Here is a 13,071-nt window from a genome sequence, read left to right on the forward strand (position 1 = left end):
CGACGCCAGTGAACAACGCAGAAGTGAAAGCCCAGCTTTCCGAATACCGCCAGTCGATCGACAATATCGATGCCGCACTGGTTCACATTCTTGCCGAACGTTTCCGCTGTACCAAGGCGGTGGGCGTGCTGAAGGCAAAATACAATTTGCCGCCGGCGGACCCGGCGCGCGAGGAATACCAGATCGAACGCCTTCGCCGTCTAGCAAAGGATGCCAATCTGGATCCGGATTTCGCCGAGAAGTTTCTAAACTTCGTCATCAAGGAAGTCATCCGGCATCATGAAGCAATAGCCGCCGAACATGGCGGTAATGAAAAGACCGCCTAACCGGCGGACAAGCTATCTCAAGGAGTAAATAACATGGCACTTAAAATTCGTCTCGCACGCGGTGGTTCCAAGAAGCGCCCGTACTACCAGATCGTCGTTGCTGACGCCCGTTCGCCCCGCGACGGCCGTTTCCTGGAGAAGGTCGGTTCCTGGAACCCGATGCTCGCCAAGGACAACCCGCAGCGCATCGAGCTGAAGGCTGACCTCATCAAGGAATGGATCGCCAAGGGCGCACAGCCGACCGACCGCGTTCTGCGCTTCCTCGCAGAGGCAGGCCTTGCCGATCGCGCCGCTCGCAGCAACCCGGAAAAGGCACTGCCGGGCAAGCGCGCTCTGGAACGCGTTGCAGAAAAGAAGCAGAAGGCTGAAGACGCAGCTGCTGCCGCAGCAGAAGCTTCTGCTGCAGAATAATCTGCAATAGAATTTTAGAGAACGGGTGGCGTGGTTTTCCATGCCGCCCGTTTTTTGTTTATTTTGGTATCAACAAACTTTAGAGCGTCACGAACTATGCTCTAACGCGTTGGATCTGCGCATCGTGCCCTGTCAAAATCGATTCCGATTTTCACGCTGATGCTGTAAACCAGACGCAACCAACACCAGAAGACGGACGGCCCGATGGCAAAGCTGGAAAACCCGATACTCATGGCAAAGATCGGCGGCGCACAGGGATTGCGCGGCGAAGTCCGCGTCAGCACCTATACGGACGAACCGATGGCGCTCGGCGATTACGGCAATCTGGTGAGCGCCGATGGCCGCGTCTTCGAAATTCTGGAAGTGCGCGAGGGCAAGAATGTGGTTGTCGTCCGCTTCAGGGGTATCAACGACCGCAATGCGGCGGAAAGCCTGAACGGGCTCGAACTGTTCATCGAACGCGACAATCTGCCGGATGACGAGCTGGACGACGACGAATTTTATTATGCCGACCTCGAAGGGCTGGAAGCCGTCGATGCCGAAGGCAAAAGCTATGGCGCCGTCAGCGCCGTTTACGATTTCGGCGCAGGCGATCTCCTGGAGCTGAAAGGTGCGGGCCGCCGTCCCGCCCTCATCCCCTTTTCGGAAGCAGCCGTGCTTGAAATCGATCTGGAGGCGAGACGCATTCTCATCGATCCCATGGCCGCTGGCCTGATCGACAATCCGGACGACAAAGACGAAACCGGCGCATCGCCTTTCGGCAAGAAATAAGGCCATGACGTTCAAGGCTACAGTTCTGACGCTCTACCCGGAAATGTTTCCCGGGCATCTCGGATATTCGCTGGCGGGCAAGGCGCTGGAGCGCGAGCAATGGTCACTTGAGGCCGTGCAGATCCGTGAATTCGCCACCGACAGGCACAGAAGCGTGGACGACACCCCGGCAGGCGGCGGCGCCGGCATGGTGCTGAAACCCGACATTCTGGCCGCAGCCATCGACCATGTTTCAGATGGAGATACGCGACCGCGTCTGCTGATGAGCCCGCGCGGCAGGCCACTGTCGCAGGACCGAGTGCGCGAACTGGCGGCAGGCGACGGCGCGATTATCGTGTGTGGCCGCTTCGAAGGGGTCGACCAGCGGGTCATAGAGGCGCGCGGGTTGGAGGAAGTGTCGATCGGCGATTACATTCTCTCCGGCGGCGAGCCGGCCGCCCTGACGCTTCTGGACGCCATTGTCCGCATTCTGCCGGGCGTCATGGGCAACGATCTCTCAGGCGTGCATGAGAGCTTCGAGGGTGGGCTTCTGGAGCATCCGCACTACACCCGTCCGCAGGTCTGGGAAGGCCGCGACATCCCAGCCGTTCTCACCTCTGGCAATCACGCCGTCATCGACAAATGGCGGCACGAGCAGGCGCTTGCGTTGACGAAGGAAAGACGGCCCGACCTGCTGGAAAAGGCCAAGGTTTAAACCGAGACGAAATAATAGGCCGTCAGCACCAGCCCGACGGCAATGACCAGCCAGCGGATGATCCACTGCGGCACCCGCCTTGCCGTGTGCACCCCCACATATCCGCCAAGCGCGGCCGCCGGGAACATGATGAGGGCGGCCCACCAGGAAACGACGCCGCCGCTAACGAAGATCGTAATGGCGATGATCGCGATCACCACCGAGAGCAGGTTCTTCAGGGCATTCAGATGATGATAGCTGCCACCCGAGGTCATTCCGAGGATGGCCAGCATCATGATGCCCATACCCGCCCCGAAAAAACCACCATAGATGGAGGCGAGCCCCTGAAAGAAGAGGCTCGGCACATTACCGGGTGAACGCTCGGCACTGGCCTTCGGTCGCAGCCACGGGCCCGCGGCGAAAACAACGGTTGCGGCCAGAAGCAACCACGGCACAAGCTGGCGGAAGGAGGGGTTGTCGAGCGACAGGAGCAAAAGCGACCCCGCCAGCCCGCCGACGATGGAGACGGCCGACAGGAGGATCGCCTCGCGCCAGTGGGCGCGGATTTCAGGCCCGTAGGCGATCACGGAGGTGATGTAACCGGGAAACTGCACGATCGCCGACGTGGCATTGGCGACAATCGGCGGCAGGCCTGCAAGCGTCATCGCCCCGAAGGTCAAAAAGGTGCCGCCACCGGCGATCGCATTGACCACGCCAGATAGGAAGCCGGTCGCAAACAGCATCATGATAATAAGTACGGACATGGCCCCTCCCAAGGTTTTCATGCCATAACCGGGGAAACGCACCTTCGCAACAGCCCGTACGTCGCCCACAATTGATAAAATATTGTCATGAAGGGATGACAAATGGCGCTGCCTCGTGTATGTGCCCGCGTGGAATTGGGGTTTTCCCCTTTAACCGCAAGCAAAGAATGGCGAACCCGCTCCTGCCGCACGGCATGGTCTGAAGGCATTGACCGACAGACGAAACGTTGAGCGCTCTGGCTGTTTCAGAAGAAATCAGAGGTTAACATGACCAATATCATTCAGCAGCTGGAAGCCGAACAGGCTGCCAAGATCGAAGCAAAGCGCACCCTGCCTGAGTTTTCTCCGGGCGACACGCTGCGCGTCAACGTGCGCGTTACCGAAGGTAACCGTACCCGCGTTCAGGCTTACGAAGGCGTTTGCATCGCCCGTTCCGGCGGCGGCCTTTCCGAGAGCTTCACCGTTCGCAAGATCTCCTACGGCGAAGGCGTCGAGCGCGTATTCCCGATCTACTCCCCGCTGGTCGAAGGCGTTGAAATCGTTCGCCGTGGTAAGGTTCGCCGCGCGAAGCTCTACTACCTGCGCGACCGTCGCGGCAAGGCTGCCCGTATCGTTGAAAACACCGGTACGCGCGCCCGCAAGCTGAACGAATCCGAGCGCCAGGCAGTCGCCGAAGAAAAGGCACGTCTGGAAGCTGAAAAGGTAGCAGCAGCACAGGCTCTCGCCGCCGAAAAGGCAGCAGCCGAAGCAGCAGAAGCCAAGGCAGCAGAAGAAGCAGCAAAGGCTGCGGAAACTGCAGCTGAATAAGATTTCCATTTTGATGGATTTACGGAGAAGGCGGTCTTTGGACCGCCTTTTTTGTTGCATCGATGCGCCATAACAATCTGGTGGGCGACATAGCGTCACGTCCAGCCTTCGACCCCATCTCCGTATCGACAGATCAAGATCAAAGTCGTATTGCTACTTATCTCTTTGCCTAATTTATTTAGAACATTCTCTAATAGCATTGCCTAGTTTCACTTATTGTGCAATTTTCGCGCAGTTTTAGGTGTTGATATGTTTTTTTTTAATTCTTTTTTAACAAAAAATAAGCGCGCTTTCTTTGCTGTCGGCCTTGCCAGCGCACTCATGAATATTCTCAACCTTTCCGGCTCCCTTTTCATGCTGGAGGTTTATGACCGGATTCTGCCGAGCAAGAGTATTCCTTCTCTTGTCGCTCTCGTTGTTCTGCTGGTTATTCTCTATGCCTTTCTCGTCGGGTTCGATGCTCTGCGCGGCAGGATATTGGCTCGCATCTCGGACAATATGGACGACGAGCTCAATCAGAAGCTCTTCAGGGCATCAATCAGCGCACCACTTGCCGCCTACGGCAAGGTAGACGGGCTGCAGATCGTCGGCGATCTCGATCAGATACGTCAATTCCTGTCCGGGCCGGGACCAGCAGCTTTCTTTGATATTCCCTGGCTGCCCATCTATCTGCTGATCTGTTTTGCCTTGCATCCCTGGATCGGTTTTGCCGTGCTTGGCGGCGCCCTGGTCCTTGTCGTGTTGACGCTCATAACCAACTGGCTGACCGAAAGGGCGACCAAACAGGCCTACACCGTGCGCGGACAGAGAAATGCACTCGTCGGCAGCAGCCAGCGCAACATCGAGTCCATAAGAACCATGGGCATGATGAATGCGGTGACGTCGATGTGGGACGATCTGCACTCCAATTACCGCGCCGTCACACTCTCGACGTCGGACACGGCGGGCATGCTCGCCGCGATTTCCCGAACATTCCGCCTTTTGTTACAGTCGGGTGTGATGGCAATCGGCGCCCTGCTGGTTATCGAGGGGCATGCGTCAGCGGGTAGCATCATCGCAGGCTCCATCCTCTCGGCCAAAGCGCTGGGCCCTGTCGAACACGCAATTGCAAACTGGCGCAGCTTCATGACTGCGAGACAGGGCTGGAAACGCATCAACGAGTTTCTTGAACTCGTACCGGAACCCGCACAGCCGCTTTCCCTGCCGCCACCGAAATATACCGTTGCCATCGATCGCGTGACCGGCGGTCCGCCCAATGGCGCGCGAGATACCGTGGCCGATATTTCCTTCACGTTGAACGCGGGCGATGGCCTTGGTATCATAGGGCCAAGTGCTTCCGGTAAATCCACGCTGGCGCGTTTGATAACCGGTATCTGGCCCTATGAGCGCGGCTCCGTGCGCTTCGATGGGGCCGCACTGAACCAGTGGGATTTCGAGGTTCTCGGTAAATCCATCGGTTACATGCCCCAGCAGGTGGAGCTGATGCCAGGCACGGTCGCGCAAAATATCGCGCGCTTCGACCGTGACGCAACGGCTGAAGCCATCGTTGCGGCAGCCAAGGCCGCTCAGGTTCATGATCTCATCCTGAACCTGCCCAACGGTTACGACACCTATATCGGCGACCGTGGAGAGGCATTGTCAGGCGGGCAAAAACAGCGCATCGGCCTGGCGCGGGCACTTTTCGGGGAGCCCTTCTTTGTCATCCTCGATGAGCCGAACTCCAATCTGGACAGCGAAGGCGAGGCAGCCTTGCGCAACGCCATTGGCGACATAAGGGCGCGAGGCGGCATCGTGGTCGTCATTGCCCATCGTCCGAGCGCCATCGAAAGCGTCAATCTTGTGATGGTGATGAGCAATGGCCGCATGCTTCGCTTCGGCACCAAGGAAGAGGTGCTTGCGCAAATCCTGCGTCAAAATATTCGCCAGGTGCCGGAAACAGAAGAAGAAGTACGTAAGCTGGAAAGCCGGGTGGGTGAAAATGGTTGAGGGAGAAAAAACCGGCGTGACGAAAACATCTATCGTCAAACACTCAACCGCCGTAGTCGTTCTTGCTGCCGGCCTTCTTTTCGGCCTGGGTGGCTGGGCGGCTCTCGCGAAGCTTTCGGGGGCGGTCGTCGCCACGGGCCGGGTCGTTGTCGAAGGCAACTCCAAGAAAATTCAACACCTTTCCGGCGGTATCGTCAGCCAGATCAATGTTGCGGAAGGTGACACGGTGGAGGCCGGTCAGGTTTTGCTGCGGCTGAGTGGCACGATCGTTCAGGCAAACCTGTCCATTGTCGAAAATACGCTCGCGCAGCTTTATGCACGCCGTGCGCGTCTGCGTGCCGAAATCTCCGACGCCACCTCTTTCACAACGCCGGAAGATCTGGCCGTCTTGACCAATTCGAAAGCTGCCAAAACATTCATCGACAGTGAGCAGAACCTTTTCAACAGCCGTCGCAGTGCACTGATCGGCATGAAGAAGCAATTGGTAACGCGCAAGGATCAGCTAGCCGATGAAGCGCGGGGCATGGACGTGCAGATTGAGGCGACCAACAATGAACTTGCTATCGTAAGGGAAGACGTCTCAAAGACACAGGAGCTATATGCCAAGGGGCTGGTAACGCTTCAGCGCCTCAACCTTCTCAAGCGGCAGCTTTCCAATCTCGAAGGTCAGCAGGGCCAGTACATGGCCGCGCGTGCGCAGACGGTAGGCAAGCTGAGCGAAATGGACTTGCAGTCGCTTCAGCTTGACGAGGACCGCAAGTCCGAGGTCACTAAAGATCTGACCTCAATCGAAGCCACCGTTGCGGAATACGAGGAACGGCTTGCGGCAACACGCGACCAGCTCGACCGCCTCGATATTCGCTCGCCGATTGCGGGGCGTATCTACCAGCTGTCGGTACACAACATAAACGGCGTCATCCAGCCGGGCGAAGTGCTTATGCTGGTGGTGCCGGCAAAGGAAGATCTTGCAATCGACGCCAATGTTCTTCCAAACGACATAGACCAAATCTATGTCGGGCAGCCAGTGACCATTCGCTTCACGGCTTTCAATCAGAGCACGACGCCGGATGTAAGCGCTGAAGTCGCAGTCGTCGCCCCGGACCTGCAGACAGATTCCCGAAGCGGTGCGTCATTTTACGCACTGCGCATCAAGCCGAGCAAAACTGGAATGGACCATATACCAGGTGGACGGTTGTATCCGGGCATGCCGGCCGAAGTCTTCATACAGACAAGCGAAAGAAGCGTTCTTTCCTATTTTGTCAAACCGTTCCAGGACAGGCTTAGAAAGACGTTCCTGCAGGAATAAAAGACTTTCATTACATGCTTTCTTAGAAACGATTCGCAAATACACCAAGGGCGAGAATTTTTCCAAAAAAAACAATTTCTCATATTGTCTTGCCATTTATAATGTACTAATTATCACCCGCAATATTTATTAAATTTAATTTCGATACATCGAATTCTCAAAAATTTATAGGAGAGTAAAATGGCGTTAAAAGTAACGTTCGGCAATGGTGGCGCTTACACGGTCGCTTCGCTCACCAATTTGATCGATCAGGAAACATACAGACTTCTCGATGAAGCGACCACGCAGACCAAGTCCGGTTCCTCGCTCAATTCTGGCGTCATTCAGGTCGACAACCCGGCCAACAAGGTCGCTGTCGGATACAACGCCGATAAAAACAGTTTCAATTTCGACGTTACAACCGCTTGGAATTCTGTCAAAAACGTTCTCGCCAAATCCGACACATCCGAAAACCTTTCGTTCAAGGATTTCGTTCACGTCGATGTTCACCTCGGCGGCACAGGTTCGTCCAACGTTGAAGTCTTCAACGCAAAGCGCGGCAATATTTCAACGGGTTCGGGCAACGACACGGTCACCATCTCCCTCGTTTCAAATGAGAAATTCTGGGTAAACACCTTCAACGTCGATACCGGTGCCGGCAACGACAGCATCACTTTCAAGGCAGGCAAGGCGTTCAACGACACTTCTGCCGAAGGTACGGGCGGTATAGCCAGCGCCCCGGCTGCGAATGGCGGCGCGGGGGTCACCGATGGCAGCTTCACCACAGTAAAGATCGATGCCGGTGCCGGTGACGATAAAATCGACCTAAGCGGTGTGAACCTTGCCTCTTCGCTGGTCACCGGTGGCAAAGGCATCGACCGCATCATTGCAAGTGGTGGCGCCGATACGTTCGTCTTCAATCTGGGTGACATGGCGAAGAGCATTGCAACAGATACCATCGAAGGCTTCAACGCCTCCATGGACAAGCTCAAGCTGGTCGGTACAGTGATCGATAACTGGGCGGTTTCGACCTATGATAACGATACCGTCCTCAGCTACAACGTTACTGGCGAGCACAAGGGTGAGAAGATCATTCTCTCCGGCGTTCACCTGACCGGCAGCGATTGGTTCACGGCGTAATTTCTCTCGAAGAGAATTTCATCTGTTACCGTTTAAATGGATCATGGCCCGGACATATCCGGGCCATGACTTTTTACATATGCGGCGGTTCGGAAATTATGCCGGCTGCCGCTATCTTGCAGATCAGGCGGCCTCGGCCTGATTGCCCATTTTTCGCGCCGCGATGATGACGAGCACACCTGCCAGCGCAAGGCAGAAGGCAAGGAAGAACATCGGCGCAATCGTGCTGCCGGTCTGGTCCTTGATCCAAGGCACCACGTTCTGCGCCACGAAACCACCGAGATTGCCGACGGAATTGATGGCGGCGATGCCGGCAGCGGCACCGGCTCCCTTGAGGAAGCGGCCGGGCAGGCTCCAGAACACCGGCTGGCCAGCAAAAATGCCCGCAGCGGCGATGCAAAGGAAGGCGAACTGCAATACCGGATCGCTGAGCAGCGCCGACATCAGCAGGCAAAACGCGCCGACGAAGGCAGGGCCGACGATATAAGGCGTTTTGTTTTTTGCCTTGTCAGCCGCCAAGGGCACGACGAAGAGAGCGACGGCCACGATCACCCAGGGGATGATGTTGATGAAGCCATTGGCGGTGTTGGAAACGCCGAAGCTCTTTACGATCGTCGGCAGCCAGTAGCTGAGACCATAGGCCGCCAGCGGAAAGCCGACATAGCAAAGCGCCATGAACAGCACGCGCGGATTGATCAGCGCCTTGAAGCCGTCCTCCGCATGCTCTTCCATGCCCTTGTTTTCTTCGGCCAGTCGGTTCTTCAACCAGTCCTTCTCGGCCTGCGTCAGGAACTTCGCTTTTTCCGGCGTATCGTCCAGATAGAAGAAGGTAACGATACCGGCGATCACGGCGGGAATACCCGTCGCCAGGAACACCCATTCCCAGCCGGCATAACCGAGGAAACCATCGAGATCGAGCAGCATGCCGCCAAGCGGTGCGCCGATGGCATTGGCAAGCGCACTGAAGATCATGAACAGGCCGATCATGCGGCCGCGATAATCGCGCGGGAACCACAGCGTCATCAAGAACAGCACGCCCGGGAAGAAACCGGCCTCGCAAAGCCCGAGCAGGAAGCGCAGGATGTAGAACATCGTCGCATTCTGCGTGTAGGCAAGCGCGATGGTGACGGCACCCCAGGACACCAGAATGCGGGCGAACCATTTGCTGGCGCCGAAACGGTTGAGGAAAAGGTTGCTCGGAACCTCAAAGAGGAAATAGCCGATGAAGAACAGCGAAGCGCCAAGTCCGTAGGCATATTCGCTGAGGCTCAGCGCATCGACCATCTGCAGCTTGGCATAGCTGACATTCTGCCGGTCGATATAGGCGATGAGATAGAGAAGGCCAAGAAACGGCATCAGCCGCCAGGTGATCTTCGAGATTAGGGATTTTTCCGATACCATGTGCTTTTCCCTCCCTTCGATTGCTCGTCGAAATGCAAATGATAAGGGCACCCATCTATATGTGCGCCGCAAGATACGCAAGTTGCATTGCATCATAACCAATGCCGAAAGGGCTGCGAAACCGGCATTTTAAAGACTTAAGTACATGATGCGGCGCACATCAAAGGAGCCGGGTCACCGTTTTACGGTCTGCGTGCATTCATATTGCCGCGAAACCGGCAATCTGCTATGAAGACCGCCATGGGATCTAAATTCGGATGTCTCGCGCAGAATGTTTATGTGCTGCAGGACCACAAGCGTCTGCCGGCACGGTTTTTTGCGCGCATTTCCGGGGCGCTCAACAGCCGACTTAGGCTCGCCTGACAGCACCCGCTGTCCACCGCCTTACTGAACCCTGATTTTACCTTTCCATGACAAGGCATAGAGCCATGAGCGCACCCCGCACCCTATACGACAAGATCTGGGACGACCACGTCGTCAATCGTGACCCGGACGGAACCTGTCTTCTCTATATCGACCGTCACCTGGTCCATGAGGTGACGAGCCCGCAGGCCTTTGAAGGCCTGCGCATTGCCGGCCGTCCGGTCCATTCGCCCACCCGCACGCTTGCCGTCGTCGATCATAACGTGCCAACCACAGCCGACCGGCTGGAAGGCATCAAGAACGAGGAAAGCCGTATCCAGGTGGAAGCGCTTGCGCAGAATGCCAAGGATTTCGGTGTCGAATATTATTCCGAGCGCGACAAGCGTCAGGGCATCGTCCACATCGTTGGCCCGGAACAGGGCTTCACCCTGCCGGGCATGACGATTGTTTGCGGCGACAGCCACACCTCCACCCATGGTGCTTTCGGCGCGCTGGCGCACGGCATCGGCACGTCGGAAGTGGAGCATGTGCTGGCGACCCAGACGCTGATCCAGAAAAAGGCCAAGAACATGCTGGTGCGTGTCGATGGCAAGGTTCCGGAAGGCGTCACCGCCAAGGACATCATCCTCGCCATTATCGGTGAGATCGGCACAGCGGGCGGCACCGGCCACGTGATTGAATTTGCCGGTGAGGCAATCCGCTCGCTCTCCATGGAAGGCCGCATGACGGTTTGCAACATGACCATCGAGGGCGGCGCCCGTGCAGGTCTGATCGCGCCTGATGAGACCACCTTCGACTACATCAAGGACAAGCCGCGCGCACCAAAGGGCGAGACGTTGGAACAGGCCATCGCCTACTGGAAAACGCTGAAATCCGATGAGGGCGCCCATTACGACAAGATCGTGGTGCTGGACGCCGCCAATCTGCCGCCGATCGTCTCCTGGGGCTCATCGCCTGAGGACGTGACGTCCGTCGAGGGCATCGTTCCCAATCCGGATGATATCGAGGAAGAAAACAAGCGTACTTCAAAGTGGCGTGCGCTGGAGTATATGGGCTTGAAACCCGGTACGCGCATCACCGATATCGCCATCGACCGCGTTTTCATCGGCTCCTGCACCAATGGCCGTATCGAGGATTTGCGCGCAGCGGCAAAGATCGTCGACGGCCGCAAGGTCGCACCCACCGTCTCGGCCATGATCGTGCCCGGCTCCGGTCTCGTGAAGGAACAGGCGGAAAAGGAAGGTCTGGACAAGATTTTCCTCGAAGCCGGTTTCGAATGGCGCGAACCGGGCTGCTCCATGTGCCTTGCCATGAATGACGACCGCCTGAAGCCTGGCGAACGTTGCGCCTCCACCTCGAACCGCAACTTCGAGGGCCGCCAGGGCTACAAGAGCCGCACCCACCTCGTCTCCCCCGCCATGGCAGCGGCGGCGGCCATCGCCGGTCATTTCGTCGATGTGCGCGAGTGGCGGTAATTATCGATAACGTCTGAAACGAAAAACCCCGGATCACAATCCGGGGTTTTTCGTTAGCATCTCATTCCGCAATGATCTTCACCCGCTGGCCGGGCTGAAGCGTGGCGGTGGCGCTCATCGCATTCATCATGCGGAACATGTCGAGCTTGCGGTCGGTCCCCATCATACGTGCGGCAATCGTTGCCACGGTTTCACCGGGCTTGACCGTCACCACGCGCACGCGCAGAGGTTTTAACGATGCGATCTCCTGCGGCGTCATCTTGCGGAAACTCGTGCGCAATACGTTGGCGATGGAATCGAGCTGCGTTTTACCCTTCGGCACGGCCGTCAGGAAGCGGAATATCTGCTGACCAACACGGATGACGGTAACGTCAAAGTCCCATTTGTCCGCCGTCGCACGGGCTGTGGCAGCCTCCAGACCGTTGATCTGCGTTTCCTTCACGGTTTCCGGCATCAGGCCGGCAACCCAGCCGCTGGTAAGGTAATTGGCAAGAGTAGTCTGTTTCGGATCGGCCACGCCGTCGAAACGGATCGCCACATCGCCCGGACCCGTCGCAAGAACGGCCTCGACCTTGTTGTCGATGACGAAACCTTCCGGCACATCGAAACGGATACCGAGCGTTCCGTGCAGGAAGGTCTGGCCCCGGACATAACCCTCCTGCGGGCTGTCGCCGTAAAGCAGGCCGTCTATGCCATCCAGAAACCAGTCGCGACCCCGATCCCCGACCTGACCGTCCTGGCCGAAGGCGCGGGCATGCCGGCGTGCAAGCTCGATGCGCTGCGGCGTGTTTGGGTGGCTGGAAAGAAAGTCGAGGCTCTGGTCATTTTCGGGATCAGCCGAGGAGAAACGCGCATAGGCTGCCATGGAATCCAGAAACCGCGGCGATGCGAAGGGGTCGTAGCCGGCCTCACCCAACATGCGCACGCCAATCACGTCCGCCTGCAATTCCTGCTGGCGCGAAAAAGCCGCAAGCCGCAGCTTGCCGCGCGCAAGCGCCTGCTTGCCGGCGAGATCGCTCGACAGAACCTCGGCGACCACACGGCTTGCAATCACCTCCGCCTCTTCCCGGCGCTGGCGCTCGATGCCGTGGTTTGCGGTAACGTGGCCCATCTCATGCGAAAGCACGGCCGCCACTTCCGAGGCATCGTTGGCGAGTGCCAGAAGCCCGCGCGTCACGTAAAGATACCCACCCGGCAGCGCAAAAGCGTTGATAGCAGGCGAGTTGAGGATGGTGATGCGATAGGATTGCTGCGGATTTTCCGAAACAGCCGTCAGCGCGCCGGCGATACGGGCGACAAGCCGCTCCGTCTTGGCATCACGATATTCGCCACCATAACTCGCCACAATACGCGGATGTTCGCGCGCGCCCATCTGCGCACGGGGATCGTTCTTCTGCACCTCTTCCACGGTCTGCGGATTGTCCGAAGGCCGCAAGGTGGACTGGTAGGCCGGGCTGAAGAGAGACTGACACGATGACAGGAATACGGCAGACGCCGTCAGCACGGAACACACGGCAGCCATCCTGCCCGAACGGCGAAGGCCTGAACGGGAGAAAAGCCTCCACTGCGCAGTCATGCTATTTCTCATTCTCTATGCCTGCCCCTAACGTTCCTGATCATCCGTTAATTGCAGACCAGAATAACAGATTCGCCCCAACGAGCCATGAAT

12 protein-coding genes are annotated in these 13,071 nt (G+C 57.4%); 9 read left to right on the forward strand and 3 right to left on the reverse strand.

Features of this window, described 5'->3' with window-relative positions:
* The first annotated feature begins 8 nt into the window (after nt 1-8).
* From ACQZ63_RS20465 to trmD, 4 genes are all read left to right on the forward strand, one after another.
* Complete coding sequence (locus tag ACQZ63_RS20465) at nt 9-326, forward strand: chorismate mutase (RefSeq protein WP_013636924.1); 318 nt, start codon at nt 9-11, stop codon at nt 324-326.
* A 33-nt stretch (nt 327-359) separates the two neighbouring features.
* Nucleotides 360-737, forward strand: a complete 378-nt coding sequence (rpsP, locus tag ACQZ63_RS20470; protein WP_003516612.1) for a 30S ribosomal protein S16 — start codon at nt 360-362, stop codon at nt 735-737.
* A 204-nt stretch (nt 738-941) separates the two neighbouring features.
* Nucleotides 942-1,508: a ribosome maturation factor RimM gene (rimM, locus tag ACQZ63_RS20475; RefSeq protein WP_003516610.1), complete on the forward strand. Its 567-nt coding sequence runs from the start codon at nt 942-944 to the stop codon at nt 1,506-1,508.
* Between the two features lie 4 nt (nt 1,509-1,512).
* The gene (gene trmD, locus ACQZ63_RS20480; protein ID WP_013636925.1) at nt 1,513-2,202 is read left to right on the forward strand and encodes a tRNA (guanosine(37)-N1)-methyltransferase TrmD; all 690 of its coding nucleotides are present in this window, start codon (nt 1,513-1,515) and stop codon (nt 2,200-2,202) included.
* Here trmD and ACQZ63_RS20485 read toward each other — a convergent pair.
* The gene (locus ACQZ63_RS20485; RefSeq protein ID WP_003516607.1) at nt 2,199-2,945 is read right to left on the reverse strand and encodes a sulfite exporter TauE/SafE family protein; all 747 of its coding nucleotides are present in this window, start codon (nt 2,943-2,945) and stop codon (nt 2,199-2,201) included. The genes trmD and ACQZ63_RS20485 overlap by 4 nt on opposite strands.
* Before the next feature lie 267 nt (nt 2,946-3,212).
* Between ACQZ63_RS20485 and rplS the strand changes: the two genes are divergently transcribed.
* From rplS to ACQZ63_RS20505, 4 genes are all read left to right on the forward strand, one after another.
* Nucleotides 3,213-3,752, forward strand: a complete 540-nt coding sequence (rplS, locus tag ACQZ63_RS20490) for a 50S ribosomal protein L19 (protein WP_003492508.1) — start codon at nt 3,213-3,215, stop codon at nt 3,750-3,752.
* Between the two features lie 249 nt (nt 3,753-4,001).
* Nucleotides 4,002-5,738, forward strand: a complete 1,737-nt coding sequence (locus tag ACQZ63_RS20495; RefSeq protein WP_113291843.1) for a type I secretion system permease/ATPase — start codon at nt 4,002-4,004, stop codon at nt 5,736-5,738.
* Nucleotides 5,731-7,044 carry an HlyD family type I secretion periplasmic adaptor subunit gene (locus tag ACQZ63_RS20500; RefSeq protein ID WP_025594591.1) on the forward strand — a complete coding sequence of 438 codons (1,314 nt, stop codon included), beginning with the start codon at nt 5,731-5,733 and terminating at the stop codon, nt 7,042-7,044. Before ACQZ63_RS20495 ends, ACQZ63_RS20500 begins: the two co-directional genes overlap by 8 nt.
* A 180-nt stretch (nt 7,045-7,224) precedes the next feature.
* On the forward strand, nt 7,225-8,163 hold the full coding sequence (locus tag ACQZ63_RS20505) for a rhizobiocin (RefSeq protein ID WP_112497312.1): 939 nt from the start codon (nt 7,225-7,227) through the stop codon (nt 8,161-8,163).
* 123 nt (nt 8,164-8,286) lie between these two features.
* Here the strand turns inward: ACQZ63_RS20505 and ACQZ63_RS20510 are convergent, their stop codons facing one another.
* A complete protein-coding gene (locus ACQZ63_RS20510) occupies nt 8,287-9,564 on the reverse strand; it encodes an MFS transporter (RefSeq protein WP_003516599.1) in 1,278 nt (425 codons plus the stop codon).
* Nucleotides 9,565-9,992: 428 nt separating this feature from the next.
* On the opposite strand from ACQZ63_RS20510, the gene leuC reads away from it, so the two are divergent.
* Nucleotides 9,993-11,402 carry a 3-isopropylmalate dehydratase large subunit gene (leuC, locus tag ACQZ63_RS20515; RefSeq protein WP_065659956.1) on the forward strand — a complete coding sequence of 470 codons (1,410 nt, stop codon included), beginning with the start codon at nt 9,993-9,995 and terminating at the stop codon, nt 11,400-11,402.
* Between the two features lie 61 nt (nt 11,403-11,463).
* On the opposite strand, the gene ACQZ63_RS20520 is transcribed toward leuC, so the two are convergent.
* Nucleotides 11,464-12,924, reverse strand: coding sequence for a M48 family metalloprotease (locus ACQZ63_RS20520; RefSeq protein WP_162763652.1), 1,461 nt, complete (start codon nt 12,922-12,924; stop codon nt 11,464-11,466).
* Nucleotides 12,925-13,071 lie beyond the last annotated feature (147 nt).

Source organism: Agrobacterium sp. CG160-95 (assembly GCF_053521725.1).

Excerpts from the sequence above, each read along its gene's own strand:
- rpsP (WP_003516612.1), top strand. The coding sequence starts at position 360 with ATGGCACTTAAAATTCGTCTCGCACGCGGTGGTTCCAAGAAGCGCCCG.
- rimM (WP_003516610.1), top strand. The coding sequence starts at position 942 with ATGGCAAAGCTGGAAAACCCGATACTCATGGCAAAGATCGGCGGCGCA.
- trmD (WP_013636925.1), top strand. The coding sequence starts at position 1,513 with ATGACGTTCAAGGCTACAGTTCTGACGCTCTACCCGGAAATGTTTCCC.
- ACQZ63_RS20485 (WP_003516607.1), bottom strand. The coding sequence starts at position 2,945 with ATGTCCGTACTTATTATCATGATGCTGTTTGCGACCGGCTTCCTATCT.
- rplS (WP_003492508.1), top strand. The coding sequence starts at position 3,213 with ATGACCAATATCATTCAGCAGCTGGAAGCCGAACAGGCTGCCAAGATC.
- ACQZ63_RS20495 (WP_113291843.1), top strand. The coding sequence starts at position 4,002 with ATGTTTTTTTTTAATTCTTTTTTAACAAAAAATAAGCGCGCTTTCTTT.
- ACQZ63_RS20500 (WP_025594591.1), top strand. The coding sequence starts at position 5,731 with ATGGTTGAGGGAGAAAAAACCGGCGTGACGAAAACATCTATCGTCAAA.
- ACQZ63_RS20505 (WP_112497312.1), top strand. The coding sequence starts at position 7,225 with ATGGCGTTAAAAGTAACGTTCGGCAATGGTGGCGCTTACACGGTCGCT.
- ACQZ63_RS20510 (WP_003516599.1), bottom strand. The coding sequence starts at position 9,564 with ATGGTATCGGAAAAATCCCTAATCTCGAAGATCACCTGGCGGCTGATG.
- leuC (WP_065659956.1), top strand. The coding sequence starts at position 9,993 with ATGAGCGCACCCCGCACCCTATACGACAAGATCTGGGACGACCACGTC.
- ACQZ63_RS20520 (WP_162763652.1), bottom strand. The coding sequence starts at position 12,924 with ATGGCTGCCGTGTGTTCCGTGCTGACGGCGTCTGCCGTATTCCTGTCA.